The organism is Clostridium tanneri, from assembly GCF_033659955.1.
Lineage (GTDB): Bacteria > Bacillota > Clostridia > Clostridiales > Clostridiaceae > Clostridium_AM > Clostridium_AM tanneri.
This window is the reverse complement of the sequence record NZ_JARUJP010000003.1, coordinates 36833-63656: the sequence shown is the minus strand read 5'-3', so window position 1 is coordinate 63656 and position 26824 is coordinate 36833. Positions and strand designations below refer to the sequence as shown.

General features: G+C 31.6%; 29 protein-coding genes, 1 tRNA gene and 1 pseudogene. 13 read left to right on the top strand and 18 right to left on the bottom strand.

Annotated features, from left to right (window positions below):
* Nucleotides 1-123 precede the first annotated feature (123 nt).
* On the bottom strand, nt 124-2109 hold the full coding sequence (locus P8V03_RS03780) for an oxidoreductase (RefSeq protein WP_318796821.1): 1986 nt from the start codon (nt 2107-2109) through the stop codon (nt 124-126).
* 170 nt (nt 2110-2279) lie between these two features.
* Here P8V03_RS03780 and P8V03_RS03775 point away from each other — a divergent pair, with 170 nt between their 5' ends.
* Nucleotides 2280-2873, top strand: coding sequence for a TetR/AcrR family transcriptional regulator (locus P8V03_RS03775; protein WP_318796820.1), 594 nt, complete (start codon nt 2280-2282; stop codon nt 2871-2873).
* A 147-nt stretch (nt 2874-3020) separates the two neighbouring features.
* Here P8V03_RS03775 and P8V03_RS03770 read toward each other — a convergent pair whose 3' ends face one another.
* The 8 genes from P8V03_RS03770 to P8V03_RS03735 form a co-directional block, all read right to left on the bottom strand.
* The gene (locus P8V03_RS03770) at nt 3021-3386 is read right to left on the bottom strand and encodes a hypothetical protein (protein ID WP_318796819.1); all 366 of its coding nucleotides are present in this window, start codon (nt 3384-3386) and stop codon (nt 3021-3023) included.
* 349 nt (nt 3387-3735) lie between these two features.
* On the bottom strand, nt 3736-4326 hold the full coding sequence (locus P8V03_RS03765) for a hypothetical protein (RefSeq protein WP_318796818.1): 591 nt from the start codon (nt 4324-4326) through the stop codon (nt 3736-3738).
* 239 nt (nt 4327-4565) lie between these two features.
* Nucleotides 4566-5015: a 4Fe-4S dicluster domain-containing protein gene (locus P8V03_RS03760; RefSeq protein ID WP_318796817.1), complete on the bottom strand. Its 450-nt coding sequence runs from the start codon at nt 5013-5015 to the stop codon at nt 4566-4568.
* 652 nt (nt 5016-5667) lie between these two features.
* The gene (locus P8V03_RS03755) at nt 5668-5961 is read right to left on the bottom strand and encodes an SdpI family protein (RefSeq protein WP_318796816.1); all 294 of its coding nucleotides are present in this window, start codon (nt 5959-5961) and stop codon (nt 5668-5670) included.
* Nucleotides 5962-6054: 93 nt separating this feature from the next.
* Nucleotides 6055-6468, bottom strand: a complete 414-nt coding sequence (locus tag P8V03_RS03750; RefSeq protein WP_318796815.1) for a hypothetical protein — start codon at nt 6466-6468, stop codon at nt 6055-6057.
* Between the two features lie 44 nt (nt 6469-6512).
* Nucleotides 6513-7859, bottom strand: coding sequence for a B12-binding domain-containing radical SAM protein (locus P8V03_RS03745; RefSeq protein WP_318796814.1), 1347 nt, complete (start codon nt 7857-7859; stop codon nt 6513-6515).
* Nucleotides 7860-7926: 67 nt separating this feature from the next.
* The gene (locus P8V03_RS03740; RefSeq protein ID WP_261673235.1) at nt 7927-8136 is read right to left on the bottom strand and encodes a helix-turn-helix domain-containing protein; all 210 of its coding nucleotides are present in this window, start codon (nt 8134-8136) and stop codon (nt 7927-7929) included.
* 101 nt (nt 8137-8237) lie between these two features.
* Nucleotides 8238-8690, bottom strand: a complete 453-nt coding sequence (locus P8V03_RS03735; RefSeq protein WP_318796813.1) for a DUF2975 domain-containing protein — start codon at nt 8688-8690, stop codon at nt 8238-8240.
* A gap of 203 nt (nt 8691-8893) precedes the next feature.
* Between P8V03_RS03735 and P8V03_RS03730 the strand changes: the two genes are divergently transcribed.
* The gene (locus tag P8V03_RS03730) at nt 8894-9937 is read left to right on the top strand and encodes a cell wall-binding repeat-containing protein (protein WP_318796812.1); all 1044 of its coding nucleotides are present in this window, start codon (nt 8894-8896) and stop codon (nt 9935-9937) included.
* A 167-nt stretch (nt 9938-10104) separates the two neighbouring features.
* Here P8V03_RS03730 and P8V03_RS03725 read toward each other — a convergent pair whose 3' ends face one another.
* Nucleotides 10105-11019: a DMT family transporter gene (locus P8V03_RS03725; protein WP_318796811.1), complete on the bottom strand. Its 915-nt coding sequence runs from the start codon at nt 11017-11019 to the stop codon at nt 10105-10107.
* A gap of 164 nt (nt 11020-11183) precedes the next feature.
* Here P8V03_RS03725 and P8V03_RS03720 point away from each other — a divergent pair, with 164 nt between their 5' ends.
* Complete coding sequence (locus P8V03_RS03720; RefSeq protein WP_318796810.1) at nt 11184-12086, top strand: AraC family transcriptional regulator; 903 nt, start codon at nt 11184-11186, stop codon at nt 12084-12086.
* Between the two features lie 90 nt (nt 12087-12176).
* Here P8V03_RS03720 and P8V03_RS03715 read toward each other — a convergent pair whose 3' ends face one another.
* On the bottom strand, nt 12177-13046 hold the full coding sequence (locus P8V03_RS03715) for a metallophosphoesterase (RefSeq protein ID WP_318796809.1): 870 nt from the start codon (nt 13044-13046) through the stop codon (nt 12177-12179).
* 246 nt (nt 13047-13292) lie between these two features.
* Between P8V03_RS03715 and P8V03_RS03710 the strand changes: the two genes are divergently transcribed.
* Both P8V03_RS03710 and P8V03_RS03705 read left to right on the top strand, forming a co-directional pair.
* Nucleotides 13293-13640 (top strand): winged helix-turn-helix transcriptional regulator, encoded by a 348-nt coding sequence (locus tag P8V03_RS03710; protein WP_261673231.1) that lies wholly within the window; start codon nt 13293-13295, stop codon nt 13638-13640.
* 154 nt (nt 13641-13794) lie between these two features.
* Complete coding sequence (locus tag P8V03_RS03705) at nt 13795-14301, top strand: cysteine hydrolase family protein (RefSeq protein ID WP_318796808.1); 507 nt, start codon at nt 13795-13797, stop codon at nt 14299-14301.
* A gap of 148 nt (nt 14302-14449) precedes the next feature.
* Here the strand turns inward: P8V03_RS03705 and P8V03_RS03700 are convergent, their stop codons facing one another.
* Nucleotides 14450-14914 carry a hypothetical protein gene (locus P8V03_RS03700; protein ID WP_318796807.1) on the bottom strand — a complete coding sequence of 155 codons (465 nt, stop codon included), beginning with the start codon at nt 14912-14914 and terminating at the stop codon, nt 14450-14452.
* 672 nt (nt 14915-15586) lie between these two features.
* Here P8V03_RS03700 and P8V03_RS03695 point away from each other — a divergent pair.
* Nucleotides 15587-16144, top strand: a complete 558-nt coding sequence (locus P8V03_RS03695) for a nitroreductase (RefSeq protein ID WP_318796806.1) — start codon at nt 15587-15589, stop codon at nt 16142-16144.
* Between the two features lie 232 nt (nt 16145-16376).
* Here P8V03_RS03695 and P8V03_RS03690 read toward each other — a convergent pair.
* The 6 genes from P8V03_RS03690 to P8V03_RS03665 all read right to left on the bottom strand — a co-directional run bounded on the left by P8V03_RS03690 (nt 16377) and on the right by P8V03_RS03665 (nt 21848).
* Nucleotides 16377-16451: transfer RNA gene (locus tag P8V03_RS03690), tRNA-Glu, on the bottom strand.
* 340 nt (nt 16452-16791) lie between these two features.
* Entirely contained in the window at nt 16792-18153 is a 1362-nt protein-coding gene (locus P8V03_RS03685) for an MATE family efflux transporter (protein WP_318796805.1), read from the bottom strand.
* Between the two features lie 84 nt (nt 18154-18237).
* A complete protein-coding gene (locus tag P8V03_RS03680) occupies nt 18238-18675 on the bottom strand; it encodes a MarR family winged helix-turn-helix transcriptional regulator (RefSeq protein WP_261673226.1) in 438 nt (145 codons plus the stop codon).
* 672 nt (nt 18676-19347) lie between these two features.
* Nucleotides 19348-19890, bottom strand: a complete 543-nt coding sequence (locus P8V03_RS03675) for a GNAT family N-acetyltransferase (protein WP_318796804.1) — start codon at nt 19888-19890, stop codon at nt 19348-19350.
* A gap of 428 nt (nt 19891-20318) precedes the next feature.
* Nucleotides 20319-20846, bottom strand: a complete 528-nt coding sequence (locus P8V03_RS03670; protein ID WP_318796803.1) for a GNAT family N-acetyltransferase — start codon at nt 20844-20846, stop codon at nt 20319-20321.
* A 279-nt stretch (nt 20847-21125) separates the two neighbouring features.
* A complete protein-coding gene (locus P8V03_RS03665) occupies nt 21126-21848 on the bottom strand; it encodes a DUF421 domain-containing protein (RefSeq protein WP_318796802.1) in 723 nt (240 codons plus the stop codon).
* Nucleotides 21849-22056: 208 nt separating this feature from the next.
* Between P8V03_RS03665 and P8V03_RS03660 the strand changes: the two are divergent.
* From P8V03_RS03660 to P8V03_RS03630, 7 genes and pseudogenes are all read left to right on the top strand, one after another.
* Nucleotides 22057-22290, top strand: a pseudogene (locus tag P8V03_RS03660) (ferritin-like domain-containing protein); the annotation flags it as partial.
* Nucleotides 22291-22429: 139 nt separating this feature from the next.
* On the top strand, nt 22430-22648 hold the full coding sequence (locus P8V03_RS03655) for a spore coat protein (RefSeq protein ID WP_318796801.1): 219 nt from the start codon (nt 22430-22432) through the stop codon (nt 22646-22648).
* Nucleotides 22649-22678: 30 nt separating this feature from the next.
* On the top strand, nt 22679-22975 hold the full coding sequence (locus P8V03_RS03650; protein WP_261673221.1) for a spore coat protein: 297 nt from the start codon (nt 22679-22681) through the stop codon (nt 22973-22975).
* A 492-nt stretch (nt 22976-23467) separates the two neighbouring features.
* Nucleotides 23468-23917, top strand: a complete 450-nt coding sequence (locus P8V03_RS03645) for a helix-turn-helix transcriptional regulator (protein ID WP_318796800.1) — start codon at nt 23468-23470, stop codon at nt 23915-23917.
* 23 nt (nt 23918-23940) lie between these two features.
* Nucleotides 23941-24843: a radical SAM protein gene (locus P8V03_RS03640; protein ID WP_261673219.1), complete on the top strand. Its 903-nt coding sequence runs from the start codon at nt 23941-23943 to the stop codon at nt 24841-24843.
* Nucleotides 24844-24855: 12 nt separating this feature from the next.
* Nucleotides 24856-26103, top strand: coding sequence for a radical SAM protein (locus tag P8V03_RS03635; protein WP_318796799.1), 1248 nt, complete (start codon nt 24856-24858; stop codon nt 26101-26103).
* A 234-nt stretch (nt 26104-26337) separates the two neighbouring features.
* Nucleotides 26338-26778, top strand: coding sequence for an NUDIX domain-containing protein (locus tag P8V03_RS03630; RefSeq protein WP_318796798.1), 441 nt, complete (start codon nt 26338-26340; stop codon nt 26776-26778).
* Nucleotides 26779-26824 lie beyond the last annotated feature (46 nt).

Here is a 26824-nt window from a genome sequence, read left to right as displayed (position 1 = left end):
AAGCACCTGCTATTTTCACAGCAGATGCTTCACTCTATATCTATTTTAACAAAAAACGTTATTCATTAACTATAATGGTTCCATATTCCTTAATGTAAGCTTTATGTTATAACTTTCCACAAACTACACATTCCTTGCAACTTCGTAGGCATTCCAAATAGCATACATAATATTGTGTACTTTATTAGAATCACCTATATTATAAACAGGTATATCTAAATCTTTTATTTCTTTATATAAGTTATCATTTGATGTATAACCTACTGATGTAATTATGGTTTCAGCTGGAAGTTCAAATATTTTGTCCCCTTGTTTTACTTCTACGCTATTTTCCTTTGTCTTAACAATAGAAGTACCTGTGTAAATATCTATATGATAATACTTTAATAAATCTAAAAGCATAAACTCATTCATATGAGGTAAAGATCCATGTCCGCCTAAAATTTCCTTTGCGATTTCAACTACAGCCACCTTTTTACCTTTCTGAGCTAGCCATAGAGCTGTTTCACATCCTACCAACCCGCCGCCAACAATAATAACCTCATCCTTAACTTCTGCTTTTCCAAGCAATATCTGATCTGCAGTAAAGGAAGCTTGTACACCTTCAAAGTTAATATTCTTAGGAGTTGAACCTGTTGCAGCAATTACAACATCCACATCATATTTTTTAATATCCTCTTTTGCAATAGTAGTATTATATTTTACATCAACATTAAGAAGCTCTAACTGGCGTTTATAGTATGAAACTAATTTATGATCATTACGTTTAAAATGTGGAACTCCACCAGGAATCAAGTTTCCGCCAAGCTGATCAGATTTTTCACATAGCATTACTTTATGTCCGCGAATAGCTGCTACACGAGCTGCTTCCAATCCAGCCACACCACCGCCTATAATAAGAATGTTCTTTTTAGCGACTGCAGCTTCAATACCATATATTTTTTCTCTTCCACAAGCTGGATTAACTGCACAACTTATAGGTGCATTGCCAATTCTGCCTAGACAACCTTCGTGACAACCTAAACAAGGACGAACTTCATCTAATCTTCCTGTACGAAGCTTTTCTACATATTCTTCGTCTGCAAGCAAAGGTCTTCCATAGCTTATAATGTCACAGCTTTTTCCAAGTGCAGAGATTGCAATCTCTGGATCATCCATTCTTCCAGCTAAGATAATTGGTACATTAACGTGTTTCTTTAATATTTCTCCAAATTGTCTGTACATTCCATCCTCAAAATACATTGGAGGATGATTCCAATACCAAGAATCATAAGTTCCTGCATCCACATTTAGGGCATCATATCCTGCCGCCACTAATATTTTTGCAGCCTCGATTCCCTCTTCGATATCTCTACCTGCTTCCTCATAGTCTTCTTCTGGTAACCCGCCTTGTCGTATCCCCTTCATACAACTCTTAAGGCTGTAACGTAAACTTACAGGGAAATCTTCTCCACAGGCTTTTTTGATTCCCTTAACTATTTCAGTAGAAATTCTAAGTCTATTCTCTAAAGAACCGCCATATTCATCTGTACGATGGTTAAAGAGAGAAATGGCAAATTGATCTAATAAATAACCTTCATGAACAGCGTGAATTTCCACCCCATCAAAGCCTGATTTCTTAGCAATTACCGCAGAAGCAATAAATTTTTGGATTAAAGTTCTAATTTCATCCTTTGTCATTTCACGATGGATTATTCTTGGATCAAAACGATTTTCATTTTCTGATGGTGCAATATTTTTGTTTACAAATCCAGGCAATGCACTTCTACCTAACCCAGCTGTTAACTGGATAAATATTTTCGCTCCATATGCATGTACACGTTCATTCATCTGATAAGTACTATGTATAAATGCAATTGGATTAGAAGTAGGGCAAGGTAATCCAATAGTTGGCATTTCTTCTGTTCCCATGTCTACATTGCAAATACCGGTAATAATTAAACCAACTCCATTTTTAGCACGTTCTACATAGTAATCTTGGAGTCGCTGATTAAATGCTCCAAATGCATCAGCATAGCCTACAGGTCCCATTGGAGCCATAGAGAGTTTGTTCTTAATTTTTAGCTTACCAATATAAGCAGATTCAAATAACTGTGGATAACGTTTCATAATAAACCCCTCACTTTCACATAACGTATTCGGCGAATTGATTATATTAACATTTTATTCCTCTGTTATAGTTTTGTCAATATACTTTATGTAATTTTCTGAAAATAACTTTTTCTTCTATTTGGGAATATTTTTTTGTATAATATTCTATTAGAGAGGAGTTGAATTAAGTGATAAAGAAAACTTCACGACAAATTCAAGCTGAAAATACAAAGGCACATATACTTGCTGTTGCAAAAGAATTATTACAACATCGCACATTTGATGAAATAAGCATTCAGGATATTTGTAAAAAAGCGGATGTTTCTGTTGGAGCCTTCTACCATCACTTTGAAAATAAAACAGGTATTGTTGTTGAGATTTATAGGGATATTGATTTATTCTTCTTTAATGAAGTTTTGGAATCTGTAACAGATGAAGAACCAATAGAAGCAATTATCCTTTATTTAGTTACTCAATGTCAGTATGCCCTAAATTCAGGAAAAGACCTAGTAAAAAATATATATAAAGCTCAGATAGAAAATGGTAATACATTTTTTTTATCTAAGGAAAGAGGGCTTCCTGAAGGGTTAAGAAGGTTGGTTCTTAGAGCCATTGATGAAAACAAAATTAGAAGAGATGTTCCTGCAGATTTATTAATAGAAGAACTACTGATATTAGCTAGGGGAATTATTTATTATTGGTGTGTTAGTGATGGAAATGTTGATATGTTAGAGTATGCAAGAAGAATGACCTCAAATTATATTAGGTCATATCAGATATAAGCAAAACTACCAGAAGTTAAATCTCCAGAAGAAGAGACTGGAGTTTTTTATTTGGACCAACTTAATAAAAATTGGTCCCTAGTCTTTTCTTATAGACTCTGCTTAAGGGCAATATTTCATTAATATGCAACAGTATGTAACTGGAAGTTAACCTCTTTTGCTAATTTCATCTGTTATTAATGATTTAGAAGTATACATCGCTTTTATTAGTTTTTTTAAACCAGTGTGATGGGGCGTCCCCTCCGCAAATTTTAGCTGTGCTTTCTCACATTTGCTGATAACTGAAGATACAGGGCGTAGTGCTTCTATCAATTCTTCTTTTGTATATTTGTCCATAGCATTTTCATCTGTTATCAATGATTTTGAAATATACATTGCCTTTATCCTGTTCTTAAGGAGTGTGTGCTGAGAGGTACCTTCTGCAAATTTAGGCTGCATTTTTTCACATTTGCTGATAGTTGAAGATACAACCTGTAGCGCTTCTGACAATTCTTCTCTTGTATATTTGTCCATAGCATTTCACCTCAAATTCATATTTATCTAGCTTATATTAATTTGCTATTTACACTTAATCAATCATAATTATATCATATTTACATAATTTTAAATGATTGTTGTTATAACAAGTGTAACTTAATTTTACTTTTCACCAGTGCATTATTTAATTTCCAAAGAAAATTTCTTCTATCTTCATATTCAAAAGTTACGTCACTTTGTTTTCATAATCCCTAACTATAGCAATCTTACGATAGTTAGGCAAAATTATGAATAATGCGCCGTCCATGTAAATTATTCGTTTTTTCAGTTGTTGTGTTAAACAATAATATTCTAAATCTGTTGAAATCTTTTTATTGCGTTTCTACTATATTTTGGATTTGATTCTTAACCATTCTTGAAACTGATATGGTGTCCGCACATTATCATATAGTACTGCCGTGTAGATGTCATAACTCCTCACTGTTTTTCCGTATTCATCCTTCGTAACCCAAATACTTTTAATTGTTAGGATTGATTCTCGCAATTCCGGAGTAAGCTGTTTAGGTATAACCCTAATATGCATAAGGTCGGGTTGTTTTTCTGGTCTATCAACGAACCAGATGTCTAAGCTCCAATTCATTCCTTTTAGAGATTTATACTTAAGTCCGAGGTATAGTCCATCGGGGTAATCAGAGCTATTGTTGAAAATGCCAGAATCATTGATAAATTTAACCTCCCGCATACCTTTGTAACTAATTAATTTAGATGCTATTTGAGCTACAGCATTAATATCGAGCTTAGAACATACCACTGTGATGTCTATGTCCCTCCAAACCATTAATCCGAGAGCTGAGCTACCAACTTGAACTGGTTCCCCAACTGGCGATAGCAGGTCATTGAGTTTTAATTCTGTTAATATCTCTTTAACCTCAACCTGAAGCTCTTGTTGTTGTTTCAATAGTTCGCTATAAATCATTTTTCATTCTCCCTCACTTACTTAACTACTGCTAATTGTATCATAGTTATATCATTTTAGATGGTTGTTTCTGTAATAAACGTAAACTCCTTCTGATTTTTATACCGCATTATTCAATTTTCAAAGAACATTGTTTCTATTTTCATTTTCAAAAGTTACTTGGCTTTACTTTCATAATCTCTAACTATCCTAGACTTACGATAGTTAGGCGAAAAAAGAAAAAGGTAAATTAATTCATATTACAATTTTATATTACTCTCCATATATTTTTGCGTCCATGGACAATGTACCAAGCATTTTAAGCAGCATTCACAGTGGTATACATCAACTATTAAATCTCTATTCATACCTGGTTCCCAAGTAGTGCCATGAATTACATTCGCAGGGCATATGTCTTTACAAACAGTACAACCGGCGCATTTAGGTATTATTATCTGACTATTTTCAATAGGTAATGGTGCATTTGTTAAAACGGTGCCTATACATAATGCACACCCATATTCTTTAGTAATGAATAAGTTGTTTTTACCAATCCATCCCACTCCTGATAATATAGCAATTTTCTTATGTGGGAGTACAGAAGTTTTTGTAGCTTCTTCAAAATACCCATTTATTATATTTCCATCCGATTGAGCAAAGGCTTTAAAACCTCGTTCAACATATATAACACCTCTAATCAGGTTATCCATTATAAATTTATTTATAAAACTTCTGCTTAAATGGTAACATTTCGTTTATTGATACAGCAACCTCATACTTGATTCATAAATGAAAATGCGCTAAACATAACAGATTATGTAGCGCATTTTATATTATTTAATCTTCTTTTTTTCTGAAATAATCCTTTGTATAGCCTTTGCTATGCATGCATAATAAGCTTTCTCATAAAAAACCTAGCCCCTTTCTTATGTTAAAATGTACAATACATTCTATATTTGGTTTATATAGACAATTATAATTTATACTTATAACAAATGTCTATTGTTTTATGTTTCCTTGATCTCATTGTTTGTTGCAAAGTAAAATTCCCAAGAATTGCAATAAGATTATTTCCAGTATTTTTGGCAGGGCTTAACTACAAATCCTGTCAGAGTTATTAGCATATATGTCTACAATAACAGACAAATCGTCTTTGCCAAAAACAATCTCATACTGTTGTATGTCATAATAAATTACTAATGCCCAACCACTGCAGTTTTACAGCAAGTAGACATGATATTTGAAATATAACGTAAAAATACCGCAAAATTCAGTTCATGAATAGTGCGGTGCCCATTTAAATTATTGGTTTTTTAAGTTGTTACGTTAGATAGGAATTTACAAACTAAATATATTTTTCTATCATAATCTCTCTTTTCTAGTCCCATCCCTGTTAAATAATTTCCTTAAATGCACTTCATCAATAACTATCATAAGTACAGAGCCTATTACTAAGAATAGTAACTGTGCGTTTTGGTTATTCACATTCATGGGCTGAAGATATGACCATGCACAAAAAAAACCATTGATGATTCCAAATATTATCATGCTGAAGCCACCATACTGCTGCGCTGAATCCCAAGTCTCCTGATTCTTCATTGCAAAAGGCGTTCTATAGCCGTAAACTCCATTAATTCTTTCAGGTGGAAACTTCATCAGAATAAACCCACAAAAAATAAAAACTACTAATACCGTTAAAGAAACCATTATTCTATCCCTTTCTTTATTAATATACTACTTTATAATATCTTACATTGACGTAATGCCTCTCATTAACAAGTATAATCCTATAGAATAAATACCCATTACAAATGATATTACAGGTATTATAGTAAATTTATTATCCCTGTACATATAAAAATGTAAGCTAAATGCAAAAACTATTAAAAGAAGCACAAAAACCCAATGACCAAAAAGCATAAGCCAAAACACTATTATACCAAGTACTGAAACAATAGTAATTGTATTCTTTGGTTTCTCTATTTCCTTGTTTATTTTAAAAAATAAAATCCCAAATAGAGTGCCTGCCAAAGCTAAACCTATCCAAACTATATCTACTAAGTTAGAAGAATAACCTGAAAGTTTATTATAAAAAAATAAGTATAAGCCTATAGTCTGCATAGTTACTGACATCGTAGTCATAACTGAAAAAAACCTTTTCACTAAATATATCCCCCTATTTTTTACTTAGTCTTAAATTCCCACACCTACTTTATACAATAAGCTAACCATCTAAAAAATCTTCCTATGTTTTTAAAAGAAACTATATTGCACAATAATTCTGTCAGTTTTCCAAATTTCCTATAAAATAAATTAAAAGCTAAAAATGGAATCCATTGCTTTTTAGATTTTGGCAGCCTTTTTAATATATTTTTAAACGTGTACACTTCTTTATATATCCATAAATATCCATCATGTAATTCTTCTGCTGTCATATTTTTAGGTTTATATACCACATGGGCAGTATTATAATTTGACAAATTAAAATCTACAATTCTATTTTCCTCTATTAATGATGAGTATACCTTCGTACCAGGATATGGGGTGAGGATATGTGAGGTTACCGTTTCTATCTTATTTCTAACTATCCATTCTAATGTATTCTTAAACACAGAAACATCATCTTCATCTAATCCAAAAACAAAACTTGCATTTATCATTATTCCCCTTTTATGAATTTCATCTACAAGCTTCTCATATCTCTTTACACTGTTTTGCACCTTATGAACACTATCTATTGACTTACTATTTATACTTTCAAAACCTATAAACAGACTTTGACAGCCGGACTCCTTCATTTCATCTAATAATTCAGGCATGTCCACTATATTAGAAGTAACCGCTGCGTTCCACTTAAGTTTAAGAGGTTTTATTTCCTCTAATAACTTTTTTGTCCACTTTGGATTTCCAATAAAATTATCATCAATAAACATTATATGTCTTGTTTTTAATGCATTTATATCTTTAATTACGTCGGCTATAGGTCTATTAATATAAGTTTTAAGCACATTTTTGCAGCTATTATAGCAGAAATCACATTCAAAAGGACATCCCCTACTTGTACTAATTATATTAGTATATAAATACTTTTTAGTATCAATAATGGAATAGTTAGGTGATACTATTTCTTCTCCAGAAATGTTCTCCATATCATAATACATCTTCTTAAGTGAATTATTTTCTTTATCCTTAAGGATTTTTTTCCAAACTCTCTCAGCCATTCCCACAGATATTGCGTCAAAACTATTAAGCGCACCATCTGGATCTGCTGTAATATGTATCCCTCCTGCAACTACTGTAACGTTGCGTTTTTTGAACTCCTTTGATATTTCCACTGCTCTATTCATAACATCTACAGTAACAGTTATTGCTACCAAATCTACAGGCTCATCAAAATCTATCTTTTCAACATTTTCATTCTCAATGATGACTTCATGCTCCTTCGGCGTAAGACTTGCTATTGTAAGTAATGCTAAAGAAGGAGACATTCTTGTTTTTAACTTTGTATCCATAGGTCTTGGCAGCATTTTCGGTTGAATTAATTTAATCCTCATACATTACCTCATCAAATAAACTTTTTTTAATATTTAACTAATCTACTTGTAGTGTTAAAGCTCTCACTTATGCATCATTTCTATATTCTAAAATATCACCTGGTTGGCAGTCCAGAGCCTTGCATATTGCCTCTAAGGTTGAAAATCTAATAGCTTTTGCCTTTCCGTTCTTTAGTATAGAAAGGTTTGCCATGGTTATTCCAACCTTCTCTGTAAGTTCTGTTACACTCATTTTCCTTTTAGCTAGCATTACATCAATATTGATTATAATTGCCATGTTATCCCCTCCTGTATTCCTCATCCTGTGCGTGAAGATTATCAATCTTCACGTCTCCTGTATTCCTAATTCTGCCCTGAACAATTAATAGTTGTTCAGCCTCACACTGTTAAATCATTTTCCGATTTTATGTCTATGGCTTCTTTTAAAAGCTTTTGAAGAACAGCAGCAAAGACTGCAACCACAGTTGACGCAAAAATAATGATAAGTGGGAATGCTATGAGACCTGGGGCATCATCTGCCTCCGCTACGGGATATAGGAATGGTACTATTCCTGCATATATAATACTTATTGTGTTTGCACAGTATTTTATATTCTTTAAAGCCTTTACAGATAACTCCGAGAAAGCTTTATTCTTGTCAATATATCTCAAAAGTTTTAAAGCCTGATACAGAGCAAAGAAAAATGTTATCGCTGTTGCGTATACACCAATTAAAATAGCAAAATGGAGATAACCTACAAATCCAGGCACCCAAAATATACACAGAGCAAGAACTGGAATTCCAATAAGAATAACAGCTATCTTTAAGAAAATTGTTGAATATCCTTTCATAAAAAACACCTCACTTTTAATTTCTATAGATAGAATAACATGGTTTTTATCGTTTATCAATAAATTTTTATTATTTTAAGCAATATATTTATTGATTCATTCTATCTGAAATAAAAAAAATTTATAGTAAAATAAACTAGATTATCACTAAATATATCTCCTAATCATATAATATCTATGGATAAGTTTCTAGGAGGAAAATAATGAACAGAAACTCAAACAGGTGTCCACTTACATTAAATACTACAAGAATATGCAGTAATAATCCTGTAGCTACTGCTGTGCAAGTGTCTAAAATTGGTTTTGTTAACATGAAACCTACCGCTGTTATATTAGTAAATAAAAATGAAGTTTTCGATGGAATAGCAGCAACTCCCCTAATTCATTTTCCGATTAATGCTCCTCTTTTATTTACTGATGGCAATACGTTAAACCAAGAAACATTAACGGAAATTAGAAGACTATCTCCTAAAGGTTATAAGGGAATAGATGTAATTTTAGTTGGTAATATTTCAAGGAATATATCCTTAATCCTAAACCACTATGGCTTTAGGACATATCATGTAACAGGCCGAAATCATTTTGAAACGGCTTGCAAGATACCTAGTATAAGAAAAGAGTTTAAAAATATCCTTATAGTCTCTGGTGAAGACTACTCTGAGGGTATTATGGCTGCCTACTGGTCTGTACATCATGGAGATCCTATTTTGTATGTACAGAGGCACTGCATTCCTTACTGCACACTAGAATCTATTATGAAGATGCATGATATAAATATTTATATTATAGGATCAACTAAAACCATATCAGAAGATGTTGAAAGAGCCTTACGTCAACTAAAAAATGTTAAACACTTAGATAGAATTGGTGGAGATACACCTTATGATATAGCAGTTAATTTTGCTAAATATAAAGATTCTAAAACTGAATTTGGTTGGGGAAGGAATTATAGGGAAGGACATGCATTTACCTTCGGAGCATTAGATCATCCAATGGACATTATAGCTGGAGTATTATTTGCTCATATGGGCAAACATACACCTCTTCTTTTAACTGGAAATAAAATAGTACCATCTGTAGTTGAAGAATATATTAAATCAGTAAAACCTATGCCTCCGAAAGACATGCCTCGTCCTCCATTTATGCATGGCTTTATTCTTGGTGATATATCCCATATTACCTATGCTACGCAGGTAATGATTGAAAAAACCCTTTCTATTGATCATGAAATGATGAATATGCATTAGGGATATCTAAAAATAAGATATATTAGTGATTTATATGCTTTTATAATTTTTAGGCTATATTTTAGAACAGTATTGAAAATATATAAATTTTTAAGGGAAGCCATTTGACCTCCCTTAATTTGCCTTTTTTGAAAACTACTAGCTCTTAAAAATGCTCTAAACTACTTTTATGCTTCAACTATACTTTCCTTATTTTTTTCATGAGACAAAATTGCAACTGTAAGTATAATACATACTGTTCCTAGCCACTGAAGCATACCCAAAGAAACATTTAAACATAACACGGATAACAAAGCTGCAGATAGCGGTTCCACAGATGATAATACACTTGCTTCTGTTGGCTCAATATATTTTAAACTTTCTAAATAACAATAGAAAGCAATAAGAGTTCCAAATAATACTACAAATATAACAGCAAATATTGAAGTAATATTCCATTGACCTGTAAGATCCCAAGGCTGATGAATAAAACTAAAGGCTATTCCACCAACGAGCATTCCCCACCCAACTACAACAGTAGAACCCCATTTAGCAAGAAGAGAGCGAGGCTGCAATGTGTAGAAAGCTGCTGCAAAAGCAGAACTAATCCCCCAAAACAATGCTAATTTAGAAATAGCTATACTATGAATATTACCTTTTGTAATTATAAAAAATGTACCTAACATTGCTAAGGTAACAGCTATGATTTCTTGTAAATTTGGCATTTTTTTAGTATAAATAGCTAAATAACAAGTAACTACTACCGGTGATAAATATTGAAGTATTGTGGCTGTAGCCGCATTTCCATATTTAATAGCAGCAAAATAAGTATACTGCACACCTACCATACCTATAATACTAAACAAAATGAGACCCAATACAGTATGCTTAGACCTCCAGATTGTCCATATATCTTGGTTACCTTTCACAAAAGCATATAATAGCAAAATTAGCCCCGATGCTAACAGACGAATCACAACAAGCCATTCTGCAGTAAACCCTTTCTCCTGGAACAAGTATTGTGCAACAGTGCCTGATACTCCCCATAACATTGCACCTATGATTACAAGCAGTATTCCTTTCATTCTCGGTTGAAACCTCACTAAACTTTCACTCACTTTCTTTATAAGTTTTCTGAACAAGTTATAAGTTCATTGCAAATATATTGATTTTTCCATATAAATCTGTAATAATTTTATTATTATTTTCAATATATAACAATTAATATATTATCAAAAATTAAAACTATATTAGCGAGGTTATAAAAATGCAGGTATCAAAAATAGAAGTAGATGACAATCTACAGGAGACAACAAAACATGGCTCCTATGACTTTCCAATGGCAATTTATACAGATAAATTCAATCTGTTTAAAGATGGATATATAAGATGGCATTGGCATAAGGAACTGCAGTTTTCATATTGTCTTTATGATAAAGTAACCTTTTTCATTGAAAATCAAAAAATCACCTTAGAAGCTGGAGAAGGAATTATGGTAAATTCAAATGTACTTCATCAGATTAAGCCCTATAAAAATAGTAATTGCATGATGTTTTCTATTGACCTTGACCCTACTTTAATTGGGGGTAATAAGCATTCACTTATTGAAAAAAAATATTTGAATCCAATCCTTGAAACCAGTAATTTGAAATTTATCTGTTTAAAGCCCGATGTTCAGTGGCAGGAAAACATATTGAAGTATATAAGAAAAGTATTCTCCTTGTGGAATGAAAAACCCTATGGATATGAACTAGAAATAAGAAATTATTTAGGCAGTCTTTGGTTAAATATAATTAGAGAATTAAAAGAAGAAATTAAGGATTCTGTATCAGCAGTCTCTCACGATGAAGAACGTGTAAAGCTGGCATTACAGTATATACATGAACATTATGCAGAGGATGTTTCCTTAAATAATATTGCAATGATAGCAAACATAAGTAAAAGTGAATGCTGCCGTAGTTTTAAAAGAATTTTAAGAGTGACACCTTTTGAATATTTAATGGAATATAGAACTTTAAGGGCATCAGAATTACTTTTGAAAAGTAAAAAGTCTATTTCTATCATTGCTTTTGATGTAGGCTTTAATGGAATAAGTTACTTTGGGAAAGTATTTAAAAAATATATGAATTGCACACCTTCCGAATACAGAGCTAAATATAGCGTAAAATAGTTTGGGAGCTTACACATACTATTTTACACTATACTACTATACTGATAGGAGGCAGTATATTGCCAAATAGGGATTTGTTGTTCTTATCTTTCATTGGCTATTACTCTCTTTTTCCAAGGTAACAACTACTAACTCTGGCTGATTAAAAACCCGCAAAGGGAAACTGCTGTTTCCCAGTCCTCTGCTTACAACCATTGATGTTGCTCCTTTTTTATATATTCCTTCTGTATACTTAGGAAGCATTCCTTGATTTGGTGCATACAACCCTCCAAGAAAGGGAAGTCTAACTTGCCCTCCATGAGCATGACCGCTGAAAACTAAATCAACTCTCATGTCCTTATATGACTGAAACTGCTCTGGTCTATGAGATAATAAAATATTAAAGCTTGTATTTACACCTTTAGAAACTTCTTCAATGGCCCTTTTCATATATTTACTGTTATCTTGAAAAAGGTAGTCCCTCTCACTTTGCTGTATTGTGGGGTCAGCTATACCTAGAAGCCCAATTCCAATTTCCCCTTTGTTTAATAGAGCATAGGAATTATCAATTATATGTATATTAGCCTGTTTAAGCCTTTTCTTTAGCACAGAATATTCTCCTGACAGCTGTTCGTGATTTCCTGAAACATAGTATGTTGGTGCTATTCTAACTACCTGCTCTGCTAGTTCTACTGCTACATCAATTTTAGTCCTCCGTCTGTCAATAAGGTCTCCAGTAATTACGATAACATCAGGATTAATCTTTCTTATTTTATTTAATAATCTGCCATGGTAATTTTTATTATGCAAATCTGAAATGTGAAGAATTTTATAGTTATTAAATTCTTCTGGGATTTTTGAATTTACGTATGTATAGTTTGTTATAACAACGTAGTTGTTTTCCCATATACAAAAAACAACTAAGACTATAGCTAAACAAAATATTATAAAAAAGCTATTAAGTGGAATTTGCTTATTCAAGGATATTGCTCCCTTCCTATGTAATTTACAACATTTTACTATTTTCACTTAACTAATGATAATTGTATCATAGTTATAAGATTTCATGTGGTTATTTCTGTACTAAGTGTAAATCCTTTTTACTTAACTATTTTGAGTTAAAACAATGTTATTTATCTACTTATTGAAGGATTATTTTGAATACTATAGAATTACTCTATGAAAACAAATGTAAGAATTAGAATTAATTTGATAAGGAGAATTAAAATGAAGCTTCGTAAAGAATATACTTGTCCATTAGAAATTACACATGATATTTTAAAAGGTAAATGGAAAACGGTTATTCTTTATCAATTAAAATATTATGGAAAGTCATCACTATCTCGGTTAGAAAAGGATATAAAGGGAATCAGTCAGAAGATGTTGTTACAACAACTAAATGAGTTGCGAGAATTTGGACTAGTAGATAAAATACAGTATGAGGGGTATCCTCTTAAAGTGGAGTACTTCCTGACAGCAGACAGAGGAAAAAAAATTATAAAGGCCTTAGAAATTATGCAGGAAATAGGACAAGATTATTTGAATGATCAAAATAAAAACATTGATGCTGAATGAGGTATCAATGTTTTTATATAATACACACAAAAAAGTGGGTAATTTCAGAATAAAATACTTCATGCTATGATTAATATAATACAGGTCAGTGATTTAGATGAAATGACATGTTTATAAAAGTATAAGATGAATGTAAAATATAGGAGGCTTAATAATGAAAAAAGGACTTTTAGTTATTGATTTACAAAATGATTACTTTGAAAAGGGAAAATTTCCTCTATGGAATTCCGAAAACACCTTAAATAACATTGAAAAAGCTATTGAAAAAGCAAATGCAAATAATATCCCTGTAATTTTAATTCAACATATTGGAAATAGCAACTCATCATTTTTTAACGAAGGCACAGAAGGAGCAGAAATTCACCCAAGAATATTAAAAGCTTCTCCAAATGCAAAGATAGTTACCAAAACATTTGCAGATAGTTTTTATAATACAACTTTGGAGAAAGTCTTATCAGAACTTGGAGTAGAAGAACTTCTCATATGTGGAATGATGACACAAAATTGTGTTACCCATACAGCTATTTCTAAAACAGCAGAAAAATATCGTGTAAAGATACTGTCGGATTGTTGCACAACTGTAAGTGAACCTATACATTTATTTGCACTCCACGGAATTTCAACAAGGGTAGAACTTATAAATTACAACCAAGCCTTTTAGAAAGTTACTTTAGATTTATTAAAAGACTCTAACTTAAAATCAGTATAATACTTTTACCAGAGGCTAATTATAAGGAAAATAACCGCACACCAATTGCGGTGTGCGGCTTAAAAATAACAACATTCAAATAATTTTTCATATTAAAACTTTAAATAGCCTTCAGTTGATTTGCCTGCATCTTCTCTAAATATGCACAAAGTTCCTTAAAATCCTTTAACCAATGAATTCTTGCTAGTTGTCTTAAATCTATTACAATTTCCGTACCTTTTTGTTTTATAAGTTCCATATCATAAAGCTCCGTTTCTATAATTCCCTTCTTGCAATCATATCTACATGGAATATATTCATTCCAATGATCTTCAAAATACTTAACTTTTGCAAAACATAAATGATTTATATGAAAAATAATTCCTAACGGTGTAGATTTCATTGCAAATCTATTACTAAAATACTCTTGAACCGGATATTTGTCATGATGCCTTTCCCAATAAAATCGAGAATTAGAACGTAGGTTATATTTATCTAGAATTTTGCATTTTTCTGAACCTAATTTCTCCCTTAAATATATTTCCCTATCTTCCTGGGACAAAGCTTTCAACTTATCATAATTCAAAATATCAGCTCCTTACACATCGCACTAAGTTAATATATCTAATCATAAAATGACTCATAGTAGAATCGAACCCCTGATTTCAAACCTAAACAAAATTAATTTCCTATAATGTTCTACAAATGAGATTATGCCTAGGTTTCCTAGATGTAAAAATATATATCTTTCTATATTAAAATGTAACTATGGTGTATAAATGGTGTAAACTTTGCTGCAATGATTGAACCTATTTTTTTATTTCTTAATTCAGTATGAGCTTCTTGTTAAGTAAATTATATAACCTTCCACATATTTAGTAAAACTCGATTTTATTATATATTTTACTTAATGTATTATTAAACCTTATAACTCTACTAAATGAAAATCTACCCATACGGCATTATTTTTAAAGCAAACTACAAATCATTGTTAATTTGCTATCATTTTAAAAAATCCTTGAATGTAGTTTCTATCTTTTTTAATCGGACTGCTTATTAGAATTTTAGTTTTTAGTATTTTTAAATTTGAAAAATTTGTAAATCATTCTCTATAATTATTTACTTATCCTATTTTAGGTTCATAATTAATTATAGAGATATTAAACTTGAAACAAGTTTCTGATGTACATAATCGAAACTATGAAAAATGAGGCGAGTTTCAAAGAAAACTTAAATATATACTAAAGGGGGAATAGGAATGGATACCTTAGAATGTATCAATAGTAAAAGAAGTGTTAGAGCGTATACTAATGAAATTATATCAGAAGAAACGTTGACAAACCTAATTGAACTTGGCACAAAAGCGTCGACAGGCTCAGGAATGGAACCTTGGGGATTTGTAATTATCAGAGATAAAAATGAAATAGATTCTTTATCAGAACTATCAAAGAAATATTTATTGGATAACCTTGAAAAATATCCTTATTTAAATCAATATGAGAGCTGGTTAAAAAGCCCTGAATATAGTATTTTTAATAATGCAAATACCTTGTTACTTGTTTACGGTAATACAGAATCTCATTGGTATATTTACGATTGTAGTCTTGCAGCAAGCAATATCATGTTAGCTGCTCATAGTATGGAAATTGGAACCTGTTGGATTGGATTTGCCGAGCATACCTTAAACACAAAAGAATTTAAAGAAAAGTATAATATTCCAGATAAATATGAATTAGTTTGCCCTATGAGTATGGGTTACATGAAAACTAAACTATCACAACCAAAAAGAAAAAAACCTGTAATATTTCATAAATAGAATATTTTTTTATTAGCTTTTGGAGATAAATTTATATAACAAAGGCTCAATGAAGGGGGTCTTAAATATTGAATTGTAAAGATTGCATTTATACGAAATGCCTAAAAAGAACAGATAAAGAATTTGATATTTGTCCAGTAGAGGATGCAAAGAGAAAGTATGTTGATAAAAAATAAAAAATTGACAAGATTAAAAAAGCCACAACCAAGTAATAGCAGTGGTTGTGGCTTTTTGGTGACTCCTAGGGGAATCGAACCCCTGGTTCCACCGTGAGAGGGTGGCGTCTTAACCTCTTGACCAAGGAGCCTTAGAACTATAGTTAGCACATTAATGTAACTTCTATACTAATATCATAATAATATTTAGCATTTTTGTCCAATAACTTATATAAATAGATTGAGCTTGACTTATTTTAAAATTTTACTATCAATCTCTCCTGATAATACGCCACTTAAAAATTATCCCCTTTATGTTTTATAGTTAGTTCGTATTTAATTACGATATTCAGCTATGGTAGTTTCATGATTAATAAGTAAAATCTTTGTTTTTACCATATCAGTAGCAAGTGATAAGCCCCCTTACTTCCTTGATTATTACACTCACTTTATTAAAACTAAATAGTTATATAGATACAATATTTATTGATGCTAGTTTGCTACTACTTGATTCTTCTTTAGTTTATTATTAAAAATAATATATAGTATTACTCCAGTTAAAAAGGTAATTAGTTCTGTAATGGTCATAGACCATATAACACCGTGCAATCCAAAGAAATTATTCAATACTATTATAACAGGAATAAAAAGAATTCCTTGTGTAATTGCCATAATTGTTGATGGTGTTCCTTGACCTGATGCTTGAAAAATTCCTATAAATAATGTTGTAAATCCATTGAAAAATGCGGAAATAAGCATGGCAGCCATGATATAAACTCCAACACTTAATACTGCTGCATCATTAGAAAACAGATGAATAATTACATTTCTAAAAATATAAACTAAAGTAACAACCCCGCCTGATAATCCCAAAATCCATAAAGCTGATTGTTTTATACTGTCTTTTAATCTCTTAAAGTTTTCATTAGAAAAATTATATGCAATTAAAGGAATAATTCCTAGCGCAAGCCCCATTGCAAGAAATTCTGGTACTTGTACAATTCTCAAAGCAATCCCAAAACTAGCTACTACACTTTCTCCATATCTAATTGAATAATTATTCAAAAGAAGAGTTGTAATAATTAGAAAACCAGCTAGGAACAATTCAGAAACCCCAATTTTATATATCTCTATTTTATCTTTAAGAGAAATATTAAAATTCTTAATAAATCCTTTTAAATTTTCACTTTTTGTTTCCAAGTAGTAAACATAGTAAATAGATGAAGCTATATTAGCTAAAATCATTGATAATGCTACCCCTACAACATTAAATTTAAATAATAGTATAAATAATGGGTCAAAGATAAGACTAAAAATTGTACTTACAACCATTCCGAACATTGATTCTTTTGATGCTCCTTCTGCTCTCACAACTTGCTCCAATGCAAAGTTCATTACAATTGCAAAGCCACCAATAAACATAGTTAAAGAATAACTTTTTGTATAATTAATAATAGCAGAAGTATCTGCCCCCATAATCTTAACAATAGGAGTAAGTGCTATTGTTAAGATTATTCCAAGCAAAATTCCTATGATAATACTACTATAAAAAGTATATCCTGCTATCTTCTTAGCTTTCTCTATATTTTGTTTTGCAACAAGACGAGTTATAAATGTTCCGCCTCCAGCTCCTAACATATTTCCAAAAGCCATCAATATAGTGAAGATTGGTAGTCCTAAAGTAATAGCAGTTAACATATCTGTATTGTTTAATAGTCCAATAAAAAAAGCATTAATAACGTTATATATTGTACCTACTGACATACCAATCATCATAGGAATAGATAAATGTGCAATTGCCTTAGTAATTGGTGCATTTTCTAAATAATATTCGTTTGACAATTTTTGTTTCATAATTTCATCCTCCACAATAAGTATTCTTAGAATTCATATTCTTAGAATTCTAAGCTTTTAGGTATAAGTTATTATATTAATAACTTATAAATTTCTATCTACTTTCAATAGCAAAGCTAACAATGTCTCTTTTTCTTGTTCCGTCAAGCTTGCAATAATATTTTCCTCTGCCTCAACCACTGATTTATTAAAATCTTCTATTAATTCAGCACCTTTAGGCAATACATATATATATTTTTGTCTCTCATTCTCTTTAGGAATTCTTCTTTCTATATATCCTTTTTTCTCTAACCCTTGAAGCATACTTGTAATGCTTGCTTCTGTACGTTGAAATGCTCGTGCCAAATCTTTTTGAATAATACCACTGTCTTGATGTTCATAAATATAACCTATCATTCGTCCTTGTTGAGAATTTAATCCTAACTTTTTTACTTTTTCATCAGAACTGAGTTTCATTTTTATTGCAATACTTCTTATTAGTTGTGAATATGGTGTTTGTATAGAGTATCTAGAATTAGTCATTCAAATTCCTCCTAAAATTCGCTTAGAATTCTAACTGTTTATAGTTTAACAATTAGCTTTCAAAGTGTCAATATTTATTTTATATTTATAATATTTCTTTCATTAATTATATACAAATTTTTATATTTATAGGATTTGTCATCAACTTTCTTAATATAAACAAAATAAGAAGGCGAACCTCCTCCAGTTCAACCTAGACTTGATTCTCCTCCCTTACTTAGGTGCATTATTAAGTTATCATTGATATTAATCTCTATTGATTGTATATATAGTTTTGTTTATAGTTATTTTTAAAATTAGCATGTGTAATAGTCTCTTTTGTTGCTCCCTTGTAGACAATTCTGATAGCATCTTACTGAAACTTGACAGTATATCTCTTACAAACTCATAGGAAACCTCTTGTACATTGTAATCTAAAATGTTATTTTTGGGGTTGTTAACTTCTTGCTAAAGCACTTTTGCTCCTATTCTTGCATACTTTAACTTTATATCCTTTATTTGTAATATGGTTCAACACTCATAATTCTAATTTATTTATATGGTTAATTCGCATTATATAACCAATATCCAACTACTGTAGTTTTATAATAAGTAAACATAATCTTTGAAATGCGGCGGAAAAAACACTGTAAAATTCAAATTTGAATACTACAGTGTTTTTATAAATTGTTTTTATTTAGCTTGAATTTTGCCAAAAAGTAATGAATCGTAATATTTATCTTCTATAAAATAGTGGTCTTTTAATCTTCCCTCTAACTTATACTCGTTCTTTTCTAGTATACGAGCAGAGCCAATATTAGCATCCGTTACACTAGCATGAAGTTTGTGAAGGTTAAGTGATTCAAATGCGAAATCAGTTACCAAAGCAAGACTCTCTGATCCATACCCCTTGCCCCAATGATCTTTATGAAAAACATAGCCAACTTCAGCTTGATTCGCTTGTTTATCAAAATTGAAAATCATAACTGTTCCTATAACTTCTTCAGTTGATTTTAAAGCAACGGAAGCGTATAAATGAGTACCTGCTGACTCACGGTTTATCATTAATTCAACGAACTCAGTAGTTTCATTTAAGCTCTTCATTAAGTTCCATCCAATAAAGCGTTTAACGTCCTTATCCGACGCATAATCATGTATAGCTTGAGCATCATTTGTGCTTAGTGCTTTAAAATAGATACTTTTACCTTCTAGTGAGTGAAATAAATCCTTGTTCATTTTTTACTCTCCTTTAACTATTAATTTCTACAATTTCAGCGCAACAATATGTTTATACTTTTCCCTTGACAAGTGAAAATTTCTTGACTTCTTGTTTATTTAACCGATTTATCAATTTAATACAAACATTTCTTTTAAATAGGAAAACAACTGCTCTCATTGAGATGCTGATAGTTTTCAAATATCTCAAATCAAAGAATTAACATTTGTGATAATGGCAATTTGAAACCGTATACATTTATTGATTATAGCATATCCTTAATAATATATCAATTTTCGACATCTCCTTCTAACAGTAGGTTCTGTTTAGGAATAGTGTTGATACTATAAAATTGTTGAAAGAACCTCTAGGATTCCTTTCAACGTAAAAATACCGAAAAATCCATCTCTCTGAATAATACGGTATTTAATAGATTATTGTTTTTTATTTATAATACTTTTTCATATAGTCTAAACCAATCCAAGCCGTAGTTTCCAAGGCCCAAGTCAACAGTGTCGATATACTTAAAACCACTTTTTTCGTATAACCTTATGGCAGGTATGTTTCCTTCATATACGTCCAGACGAATTGACCTGATATGTGACTTAATAGCTGATTCAATTGAAAAATCTATTATTGTACTGCCTACACCACATCTTAAAAAATCTGGGTGTATAACAAATGTATATATAACTAAAACATCTGAATAGTCAGACTCAAATTCCCATTTAGCTTTATAATATGCAGGTTCAGGCACATGACTTAGAATAACTGAACCAATAATTTTTCCATTGTGCCTTGCTACATAAAGATTTCCATGATCTATTCCATCAATTGCATTCTGCCTAACAGGGTATATCCCCTTTAGCCATCCAGGGTAGTTTACTCCCTTCGCCAAGTAATCATTCAAATCATTATAAAGCTGTTCTAATTCATCAATATCATTTACTTGTCCTAGTTCAATAGTGATATTCATATATATCCTTTCTACTAGATATAAAATATAAACCTTTTACACCTAGAACATACCGTTATCTAAATAAACTATTGTTATCATACTATAAAATTTTAATCTTAGTTTCATGAAGCCTATACCATCCCCCTATTCTTAGCATAAAAATACTTCTTAACTCTTATGTAGCCCTCCTCACTGACTCTTCATCTTTCCTTATAATTATTTTACTACTCATATATAAAATTTCAACATTCCCTTTTAACATAGTCTACCAAGTTTAATACTAAATAATTGCTTTTACTATTCAATGCCGTACTTACCATGGCCCTCACTATTATTTATATTCTTCTTTGATATATGTAGCTTTTTCCTGTTATCTAGTCCTGCATAAAATACTTCAGAAACATCTTTAATATTTTGGCTATTGAGTTGAGATTTTAACCACTTCTTATCTAGTCCTGTACTTGCTAAATTCTCCTCTATTAAATTCCCATCTATTATTATGTCCCTTGTAAGACCTGATTTTGCTGTTTGAATCTTCATGTGATAAGGGGTAAGCGGCTGTTTCTCTGCCTTTGGCAATACAGATAACTCTCCGTCTGTTTCCATTATAGCAAATTCTACATCAGCCAAGCTAAAAGCATTTTTTTCCCTTAGTTTCATCATCAGCTCATTAATTGTCATTCTAATATTTTTCATATTTTTTTCTACAATAGTTCCATTTTGGACTAAAGTAACTGGTTCTGAATTTACTACCTTCCTTATCTTAAAACTCTTAATATGTAAATATTCCGCTAAAATTGTCAAAGCAGTAAAAAGGATAAAAGCAGTTACAGCGGATGTGGCTGTGAACTGTTGTCCAACAACTACATTGGTAATCATTGATCCCATTGAAACCCCTATAACAAAATCAAAAAATGTCATTTGGGATATAAGCTTTCTACCTATGAGCCTAGTTAAAAATAATGCTAAAATATAAACTCCAAAGCCTCTTATTACTGTGTCTAATAGAACTTTCTCCATATACCATTCCTCCTTAAATTATTCCTAAAACCTGTGCAGGTATCTTTACTATTATTTTCAGTAATTTATTTAATATTTATTACTATCATTTAGTTTACAACTAAAGAGACAGAAAAGGCTGAAGCTGATGATAATCAATTTAATCACTGTCAAACATACTGAATAGTCTAATATTAAAAAATGAATATAAAGTTTACATCATTGGCTCTCAGAAGGTTCAGAGTCCTTTGCAAGTATTCATGAGCTTCTTCAAGAACATATAGAGCAAACCACAAAGCATATAGATGAGATTGGAGAACGTGTAGCAAGGCTTGGAGGCATCCCAACTGCACACCCTGTTGCTCAGTATGAATTATCCTACATAAAGCATGAGCCAGAAGGAAGATATTCTATGAGAGACTATCTTAGAAACGACCTTGAGCATGAACTTTCTAGTAGATGACTCTAACGGAAAAACCGGTAATGGAATTGTTTCACAGAATAATACGCTTCAATAGATATATTAAAAATTATGTTTCGGTACATGGTATTTTTTATTTCCCTTTACGAACAATATAAGTGTATAAAAAGGAGGTGGTATTTTGAAAAACCAAGGAATTGCACCACATGAATCTTTCGAACTGCATGAATTGTTAACTTTTAAGAATGTCTGCCTAACAAAGTCAACCACAATGTCAACATTAGTCACTGACGAAAGATTGAAATCGCTTTTACAGCAAGATGTTACCACAACTCAAGGACATATTAAAGAACTAAGAAACCTAATGGAACAATCAAGTATGGCAGGTAGTATAAAGTAAATTATTAAATTGAAGAAAGAAGGTGAAGTAATGAATTCTATATTAGAAGGAATAACTGGAATGGATAAAATGAGCGACCAAGTTATAGCCACTGATTTTTTGATTGCAGCTAAATCTGGCATAAAAAATTACTCTGTAGCACTTTCTGAGACCGCCTCCCCAGAAGTTAGAAATGTGCTAAGAAGACAATTAGACGATGCTATAAATATGCACGAGAGAATCACAAACTATATGATGGATAATGGATATTATCACGCTTACAACCCACAGGAACAGTTTAAAGTTGATATGAAAGTGACAGATACGGCACTCAGCCTAGCAGATTAATATTTTTCTAGTATGGTTTAAATATATAGTCTATTTCCATAGGACTAAATAATTTAAAAATAAGTTAATTTTAATAATTATATTTCCCCTAATGTGGATTACACTACTCTTTAACAGTTCTTCCGAGTGGAAAAAGAAAACTGGAATAATACATTGTTAATATTGAAAAACCCCTTGTATACAGGTCATTTAGACTATTTTGCTCTTAATAGCTTTTTCTATATTTGAATACTATTTTAGTATTGTACTTATGTTAAAGAAAGGCTTCCTGGTAAATCCTCGAGTCTTTCTTTTCATCTATTCTTCCAATTCATATCATTAATTGTCATCAATATAATCCTATTATAATTCATAGGTTCTTTAATATTTTTTAATTAAATGTCCAATTAGCATAGTTTACAAATTACACATTATGGTGTAAAATTACACTATAATGAACTTATTTCAATAAAAACATTATATTTATAATATCAGAATAAGAGGAATTTAGTTATGACAAGAGAAGATTTTATAAAAATAATAGATTCGAAAGTTAAACTTATAAGAAATGAAAAAAATTATACCCAAGATAAAATGGCATATATACTGGGAGTGTCTAAAAAAACCTTGGTACAAATAGAAAAAGGAAGAGGAACTTTAGGTTGGACTACTGCTGTTGCTGTATCCACTCTCTTTAGAGATAGCGAAATATTGCAACTAGCTTTCGGTGGAGAAACACAGGACATAATATTGTCTTTAGCTTTTGATAGCTATGAAGGAACCTATGATAAAACTATGGGAGGAAGAATATGGTGGGAAGATATTGAATTTAAAGGCATTTATAAAATTCAGCAAAATATAATATCTAAGCACTATAGAATTTTAGATGATAAAGACAGAAGAATCTGCTCCTCTTTTGATTTTGATTATATACACAAAAGATTGAAGGAACTGAATACATAATTTTTAGAGGAAGGCGAATCTCTTTGAAAATAAGATCATTTATAAATTTAAGTGTTTTTGGAATAAAAACTATACTATTTAAAATGAAGAAACCAATCTTAGGCACCATAATTCTTACAGATTACTGCAATCTAAGCTGCAAGCACTGTGCAGTTAATAATATAAATAAGGTCATGTACCCTTATAATGATATAGTAGAAGAGATGCACAATCTCTATAATACAGGTATCAGAATTCTTTTTTTCTGTGGTGGTGAAACCTTGACTTGGAAGGATGGTGATAAGAGTATACGTGACCTTATAAAGAAAGCAAAGAGAATTGGTTTTTTAATAGTTAATATTGTCACTAACGGAACCATTAATTTAGATATACCTGAAGCTGACGTAATCTTCCTAAGCCTCGATGGAACTAAAGAAAATCATAACTTAATAAGAAGCGATACCTTTGATATCATCTTAAGTAATGTGTCCAAGGCTAATTCTTCTAATATTTGTGTATACATGGCTGTTAACAATATCAACTATAGAGATATTGAGCCCTTATGTAAATTAGTAAAAGAAAATCCAAATTTGAAATCAATATCCTTTAACTTCCATACTCCTTACGAAGGTACAGAACACTTATCTTTAACAAAAGAGCAACAGGTACAAGCTGTCAATTCAATTAAATCCCTAATAAAATTGAACTACCCTATATTTAATCTCTACTCTGCCTTAGACTATTATCTTCAGAACAAATGGGAAAGACCCTGTTACCAATGTATAGTGTCTGAAAACAAGAAAAGATTTGTCTGTGGAAGATGCGTTGACATTGAAGGCCTTTGTGAGAGGTGCGGATATCTTTTTGCCGTTGAGTTCTCTCTTCTTTGCAAAGGAAATATCAAAGTTATTATTGATATGATAAAAACTTACTTAAAATACGTTTAGGAGAGTGGTATAGTGATTACTAGTTTTTTAAGGCTACTTTTTACAAAGTCTTTTAAGCCTTTTGTTTTTACTAATGAAAGGATTTATGAACTCAATACCAATGTTCCGGAACTAGGAATATACATCCACATCCCATTTTGTACTACTATCTGTTCCTTCTGTCCCTATAATAAGGTAAAGTACGATAAATCTCTGGCAGCATCTTACAAAGATGCTTTGATAAATGAAATAAATATGGTAGGTAGTGAAGATAAAAAAGAGAATAAAATAACTAGTGTATATTTTGGCGGCGGGTCACCAGCACTTATGCTCAACGAACTTTCTGATATCCTCACTGCTTTAAGAAATAATTTTGATATAAAATGCAATATAGGCTTAGAGCTTCATCCAAGGGATATTAGTTTTGAAACTCTATTAAAACTAAAAGAAATTGGTTTTGACATGGTTAGTATAGGTATTCAGTCCTTTGAAGAAAAATGCTTAAAGGTTTTAGGAAGAGAATATATTGATGGTGCGGAGAAAGTTAAGATGGCAGCTGCAGCAGGTTTTAATACTATCGACGTTGATCTTATTTTTGGCATAGAGGGACAAAGCCAAGAGGATTTAAGAAGAGATTTTACTACAGCTTTTACTTCAGGAGCCACTCAGGTTTCAACCTATCCTTTCATTGATTTTTCCTATGCCCATAACAAAAGCAAACCCTTAGGAAAGAAAGAGAAGAAGAAGCTTCTTGAATATCTTGAAACTGTCAGTGATGAGCTTCAATGTGTAAGAACTGCTGTATGGACCTTTGGAAAAAAAGATGTCCAAAGGTACTCCTCTATTACAAGAGATAATTTTATAGGCTTTGGGCCAAGCGCCACCACCCTTTTAAAGGATTTCTTCAAGATAAATACCTTTTCAGTGAAAGAATATATTAAGTGTATAAATGACGGAAATATTCCCACTGCTCTTACACTAAAGTTCTCTAAAAGAACCCGTGCTCTATATTGGCTCTTTTGGAATTCCTATACCTTAAAAATTAGTAAAGAAAGCTTTAAAAGACTTTTCAATGTTGAGTTAGAACAGGTATTTAAATTTGAGTTAAGTCTTGGAATACTTATGGGACTTATCCGTAAAACAGATGAAGGCTACGAATTAACAGATAGAGGCACTTATCAGTATCATTTAGTTGAACAAGCCTATACTCATCAATACATCGATAAAACCTGGAAAGCAGCAAGACAGGAACCTTGGCCAGAGAACATAAGACTATACTAAGTAACTAGTAAAACAACTTAAAGTCTGTTATAATTTATTCTATAAAGTCATGAACCGGGATGGGGTAGCTAGGGTTCCGCCTTACAGTAGTTAAGGGCTGCGACCGAGGGCTACAGATTCTGCTTAGGCAGAAGGCACCTATTGGCATAAAAGGCCCGAGGGGGAAGGTTCGGCGTATTTTTCATGCGCTGAATCTTTCCTCTCGGGCCATTATTTTTTGAGGAGGAATAATATATGGATAAAATCAAAGAAATTCGTCCGGGGGTAGCTATTATTATATTTAATGAAGAAAACCAGGTATTGCTGCAAAAAAGAGCTGATGTTAAACTCTGGGGTATACCTTCTGGACATGTAGAGCCTGGAGAAACAGTAAAAGATGCTGCAGTTAGAGAAGTATTAGAAGAGACAGGTCTTCAGGTTAGAATACTTAGGCTGATTGGAGTTTATTCTGAGCCTGATTCTCAGGTTTTCCACTATCCAGATGGCCGTGTAACTCATTTTGTAACCTGCTGCTTTCAGGCTGAGGTAATAGGTGGAAATCTTACAGTTTGTCCACCAGAAACGCTGGATTTACGTTACTTTTCCTGTGATCATTTACCGTCGGATATGTTGAAGATGCACCCGCTGTGGTTAGAGGATGCACTTACTAAAGCAACTGAGTCTTTTGTCCGATAACTTATTTTTGCATAAAGGCATCTATTGTTTTAATCACCAGCCTTTT

Bases quoted from the DNA above. Each gene is read 5' to 3' on its own strand.
- P8V03_RS03780 (WP_318796821.1), bottom strand. From the start codon at position 2,109: ATGAAACGTTATCCACAGTTATTTGAATCTGCTTATATTGGTAAGCTA.
- P8V03_RS03770 (WP_318796819.1), bottom strand. From the start codon at position 3,386: ATGGACAAATATACAAGAGAAGAATTGTCAGAAGCGCTACAGGTTGTA.
- P8V03_RS03765 (WP_318796818.1), bottom strand. From the start codon at position 4,326: ATGATTTATAGCGAACTATTGAAACAACAACAAGAGCTTCAGGTTGAG.
- P8V03_RS03760 (WP_318796817.1), bottom strand. From the start codon at position 5,015: ATGGATAACCTGATTAGAGGTGTTATATATGTTGAACGAGGTTTTAAA.
- P8V03_RS03755 (WP_318796816.1), bottom strand. From the start codon at position 5,961: ATGAAGTTTCCACCTGAAAGAATTAATGGAGTTTACGGCTATAGAACG.
- P8V03_RS03745 (WP_318796814.1), bottom strand. From the start codon at position 7,859: ATGAGGATTAAATTAATTCAACCGAAAATGCTGCCAAGACCTATGGAT.
- P8V03_RS03740 (WP_261673235.1), bottom strand. From the start codon at position 8,136: ATGGCAATTATAATCAATATTGATGTAATGCTAGCTAAAAGGAAAATG.
- P8V03_RS03735 (WP_318796813.1), bottom strand. From the start codon at position 8,690: ATGAAAGGATATTCAACAATTTTCTTAAAGATAGCTGTTATTCTTATT.
- P8V03_RS03730 (WP_318796812.1), top strand. From the start codon at position 8,894: ATGAACAGAAACTCAAACAGGTGTCCACTTACATTAAATACTACAAGA.
- P8V03_RS03720 (WP_318796810.1), top strand. From the start codon at position 11,184: ATGCAGGTATCAAAAATAGAAGTAGATGACAATCTACAGGAGACAACA.
- P8V03_RS03710 (WP_261673231.1), top strand. From the start codon at position 13,293: ATGAAGCTTCGTAAAGAATATACTTGTCCATTAGAAATTACACATGAT.
- P8V03_RS03705 (WP_318796808.1), top strand. From the start codon at position 13,795: ATGAAAAAAGGACTTTTAGTTATTGATTTACAAAATGATTACTTTGAA.
- P8V03_RS03695 (WP_318796806.1), top strand. From the start codon at position 15,587: ATGGATACCTTAGAATGTATCAATAGTAAAAGAAGTGTTAGAGCGTAT.
- P8V03_RS03685 (WP_318796805.1), bottom strand. From the start codon at position 18,153: ATGAAACAAAAATTGTCAAACGAATATTATTTAGAAAATGCACCAATT.
- P8V03_RS03680 (WP_261673226.1), bottom strand. From the start codon at position 18,675: ATGACTAATTCTAGATACTCTATACAAACACCATATTCACAACTAATA.
- P8V03_RS03675 (WP_318796804.1), bottom strand. From the start codon at position 19,890: ATGAACAAGGATTTATTTCACTCACTAGAAGGTAAAAGTATCTATTTT.
- P8V03_RS03670 (WP_318796803.1), bottom strand. From the start codon at position 20,846: ATGAATATCACTATTGAACTAGGACAAGTAAATGATATTGATGAATTA.
- P8V03_RS03665 (WP_318796802.1), bottom strand. From the start codon at position 21,848: ATGGAGAAAGTTCTATTAGACACAGTAATAAGAGGCTTTGGAGTTTAT.
- P8V03_RS03650 (WP_261673221.1), top strand. From the start codon at position 22,679: ATGAATTCTATATTAGAAGGAATAACTGGAATGGATAAAATGAGCGAC.
- P8V03_RS03645 (WP_318796800.1), top strand. From the start codon at position 23,468: ATGACAAGAGAAGATTTTATAAAAATAATAGATTCGAAAGTTAAACTT.
- P8V03_RS03630 (WP_318796798.1), top strand. From the start codon at position 26,338: ATGGATAAAATCAAAGAAATTCGTCCGGGGGTAGCTATTATTATATTT.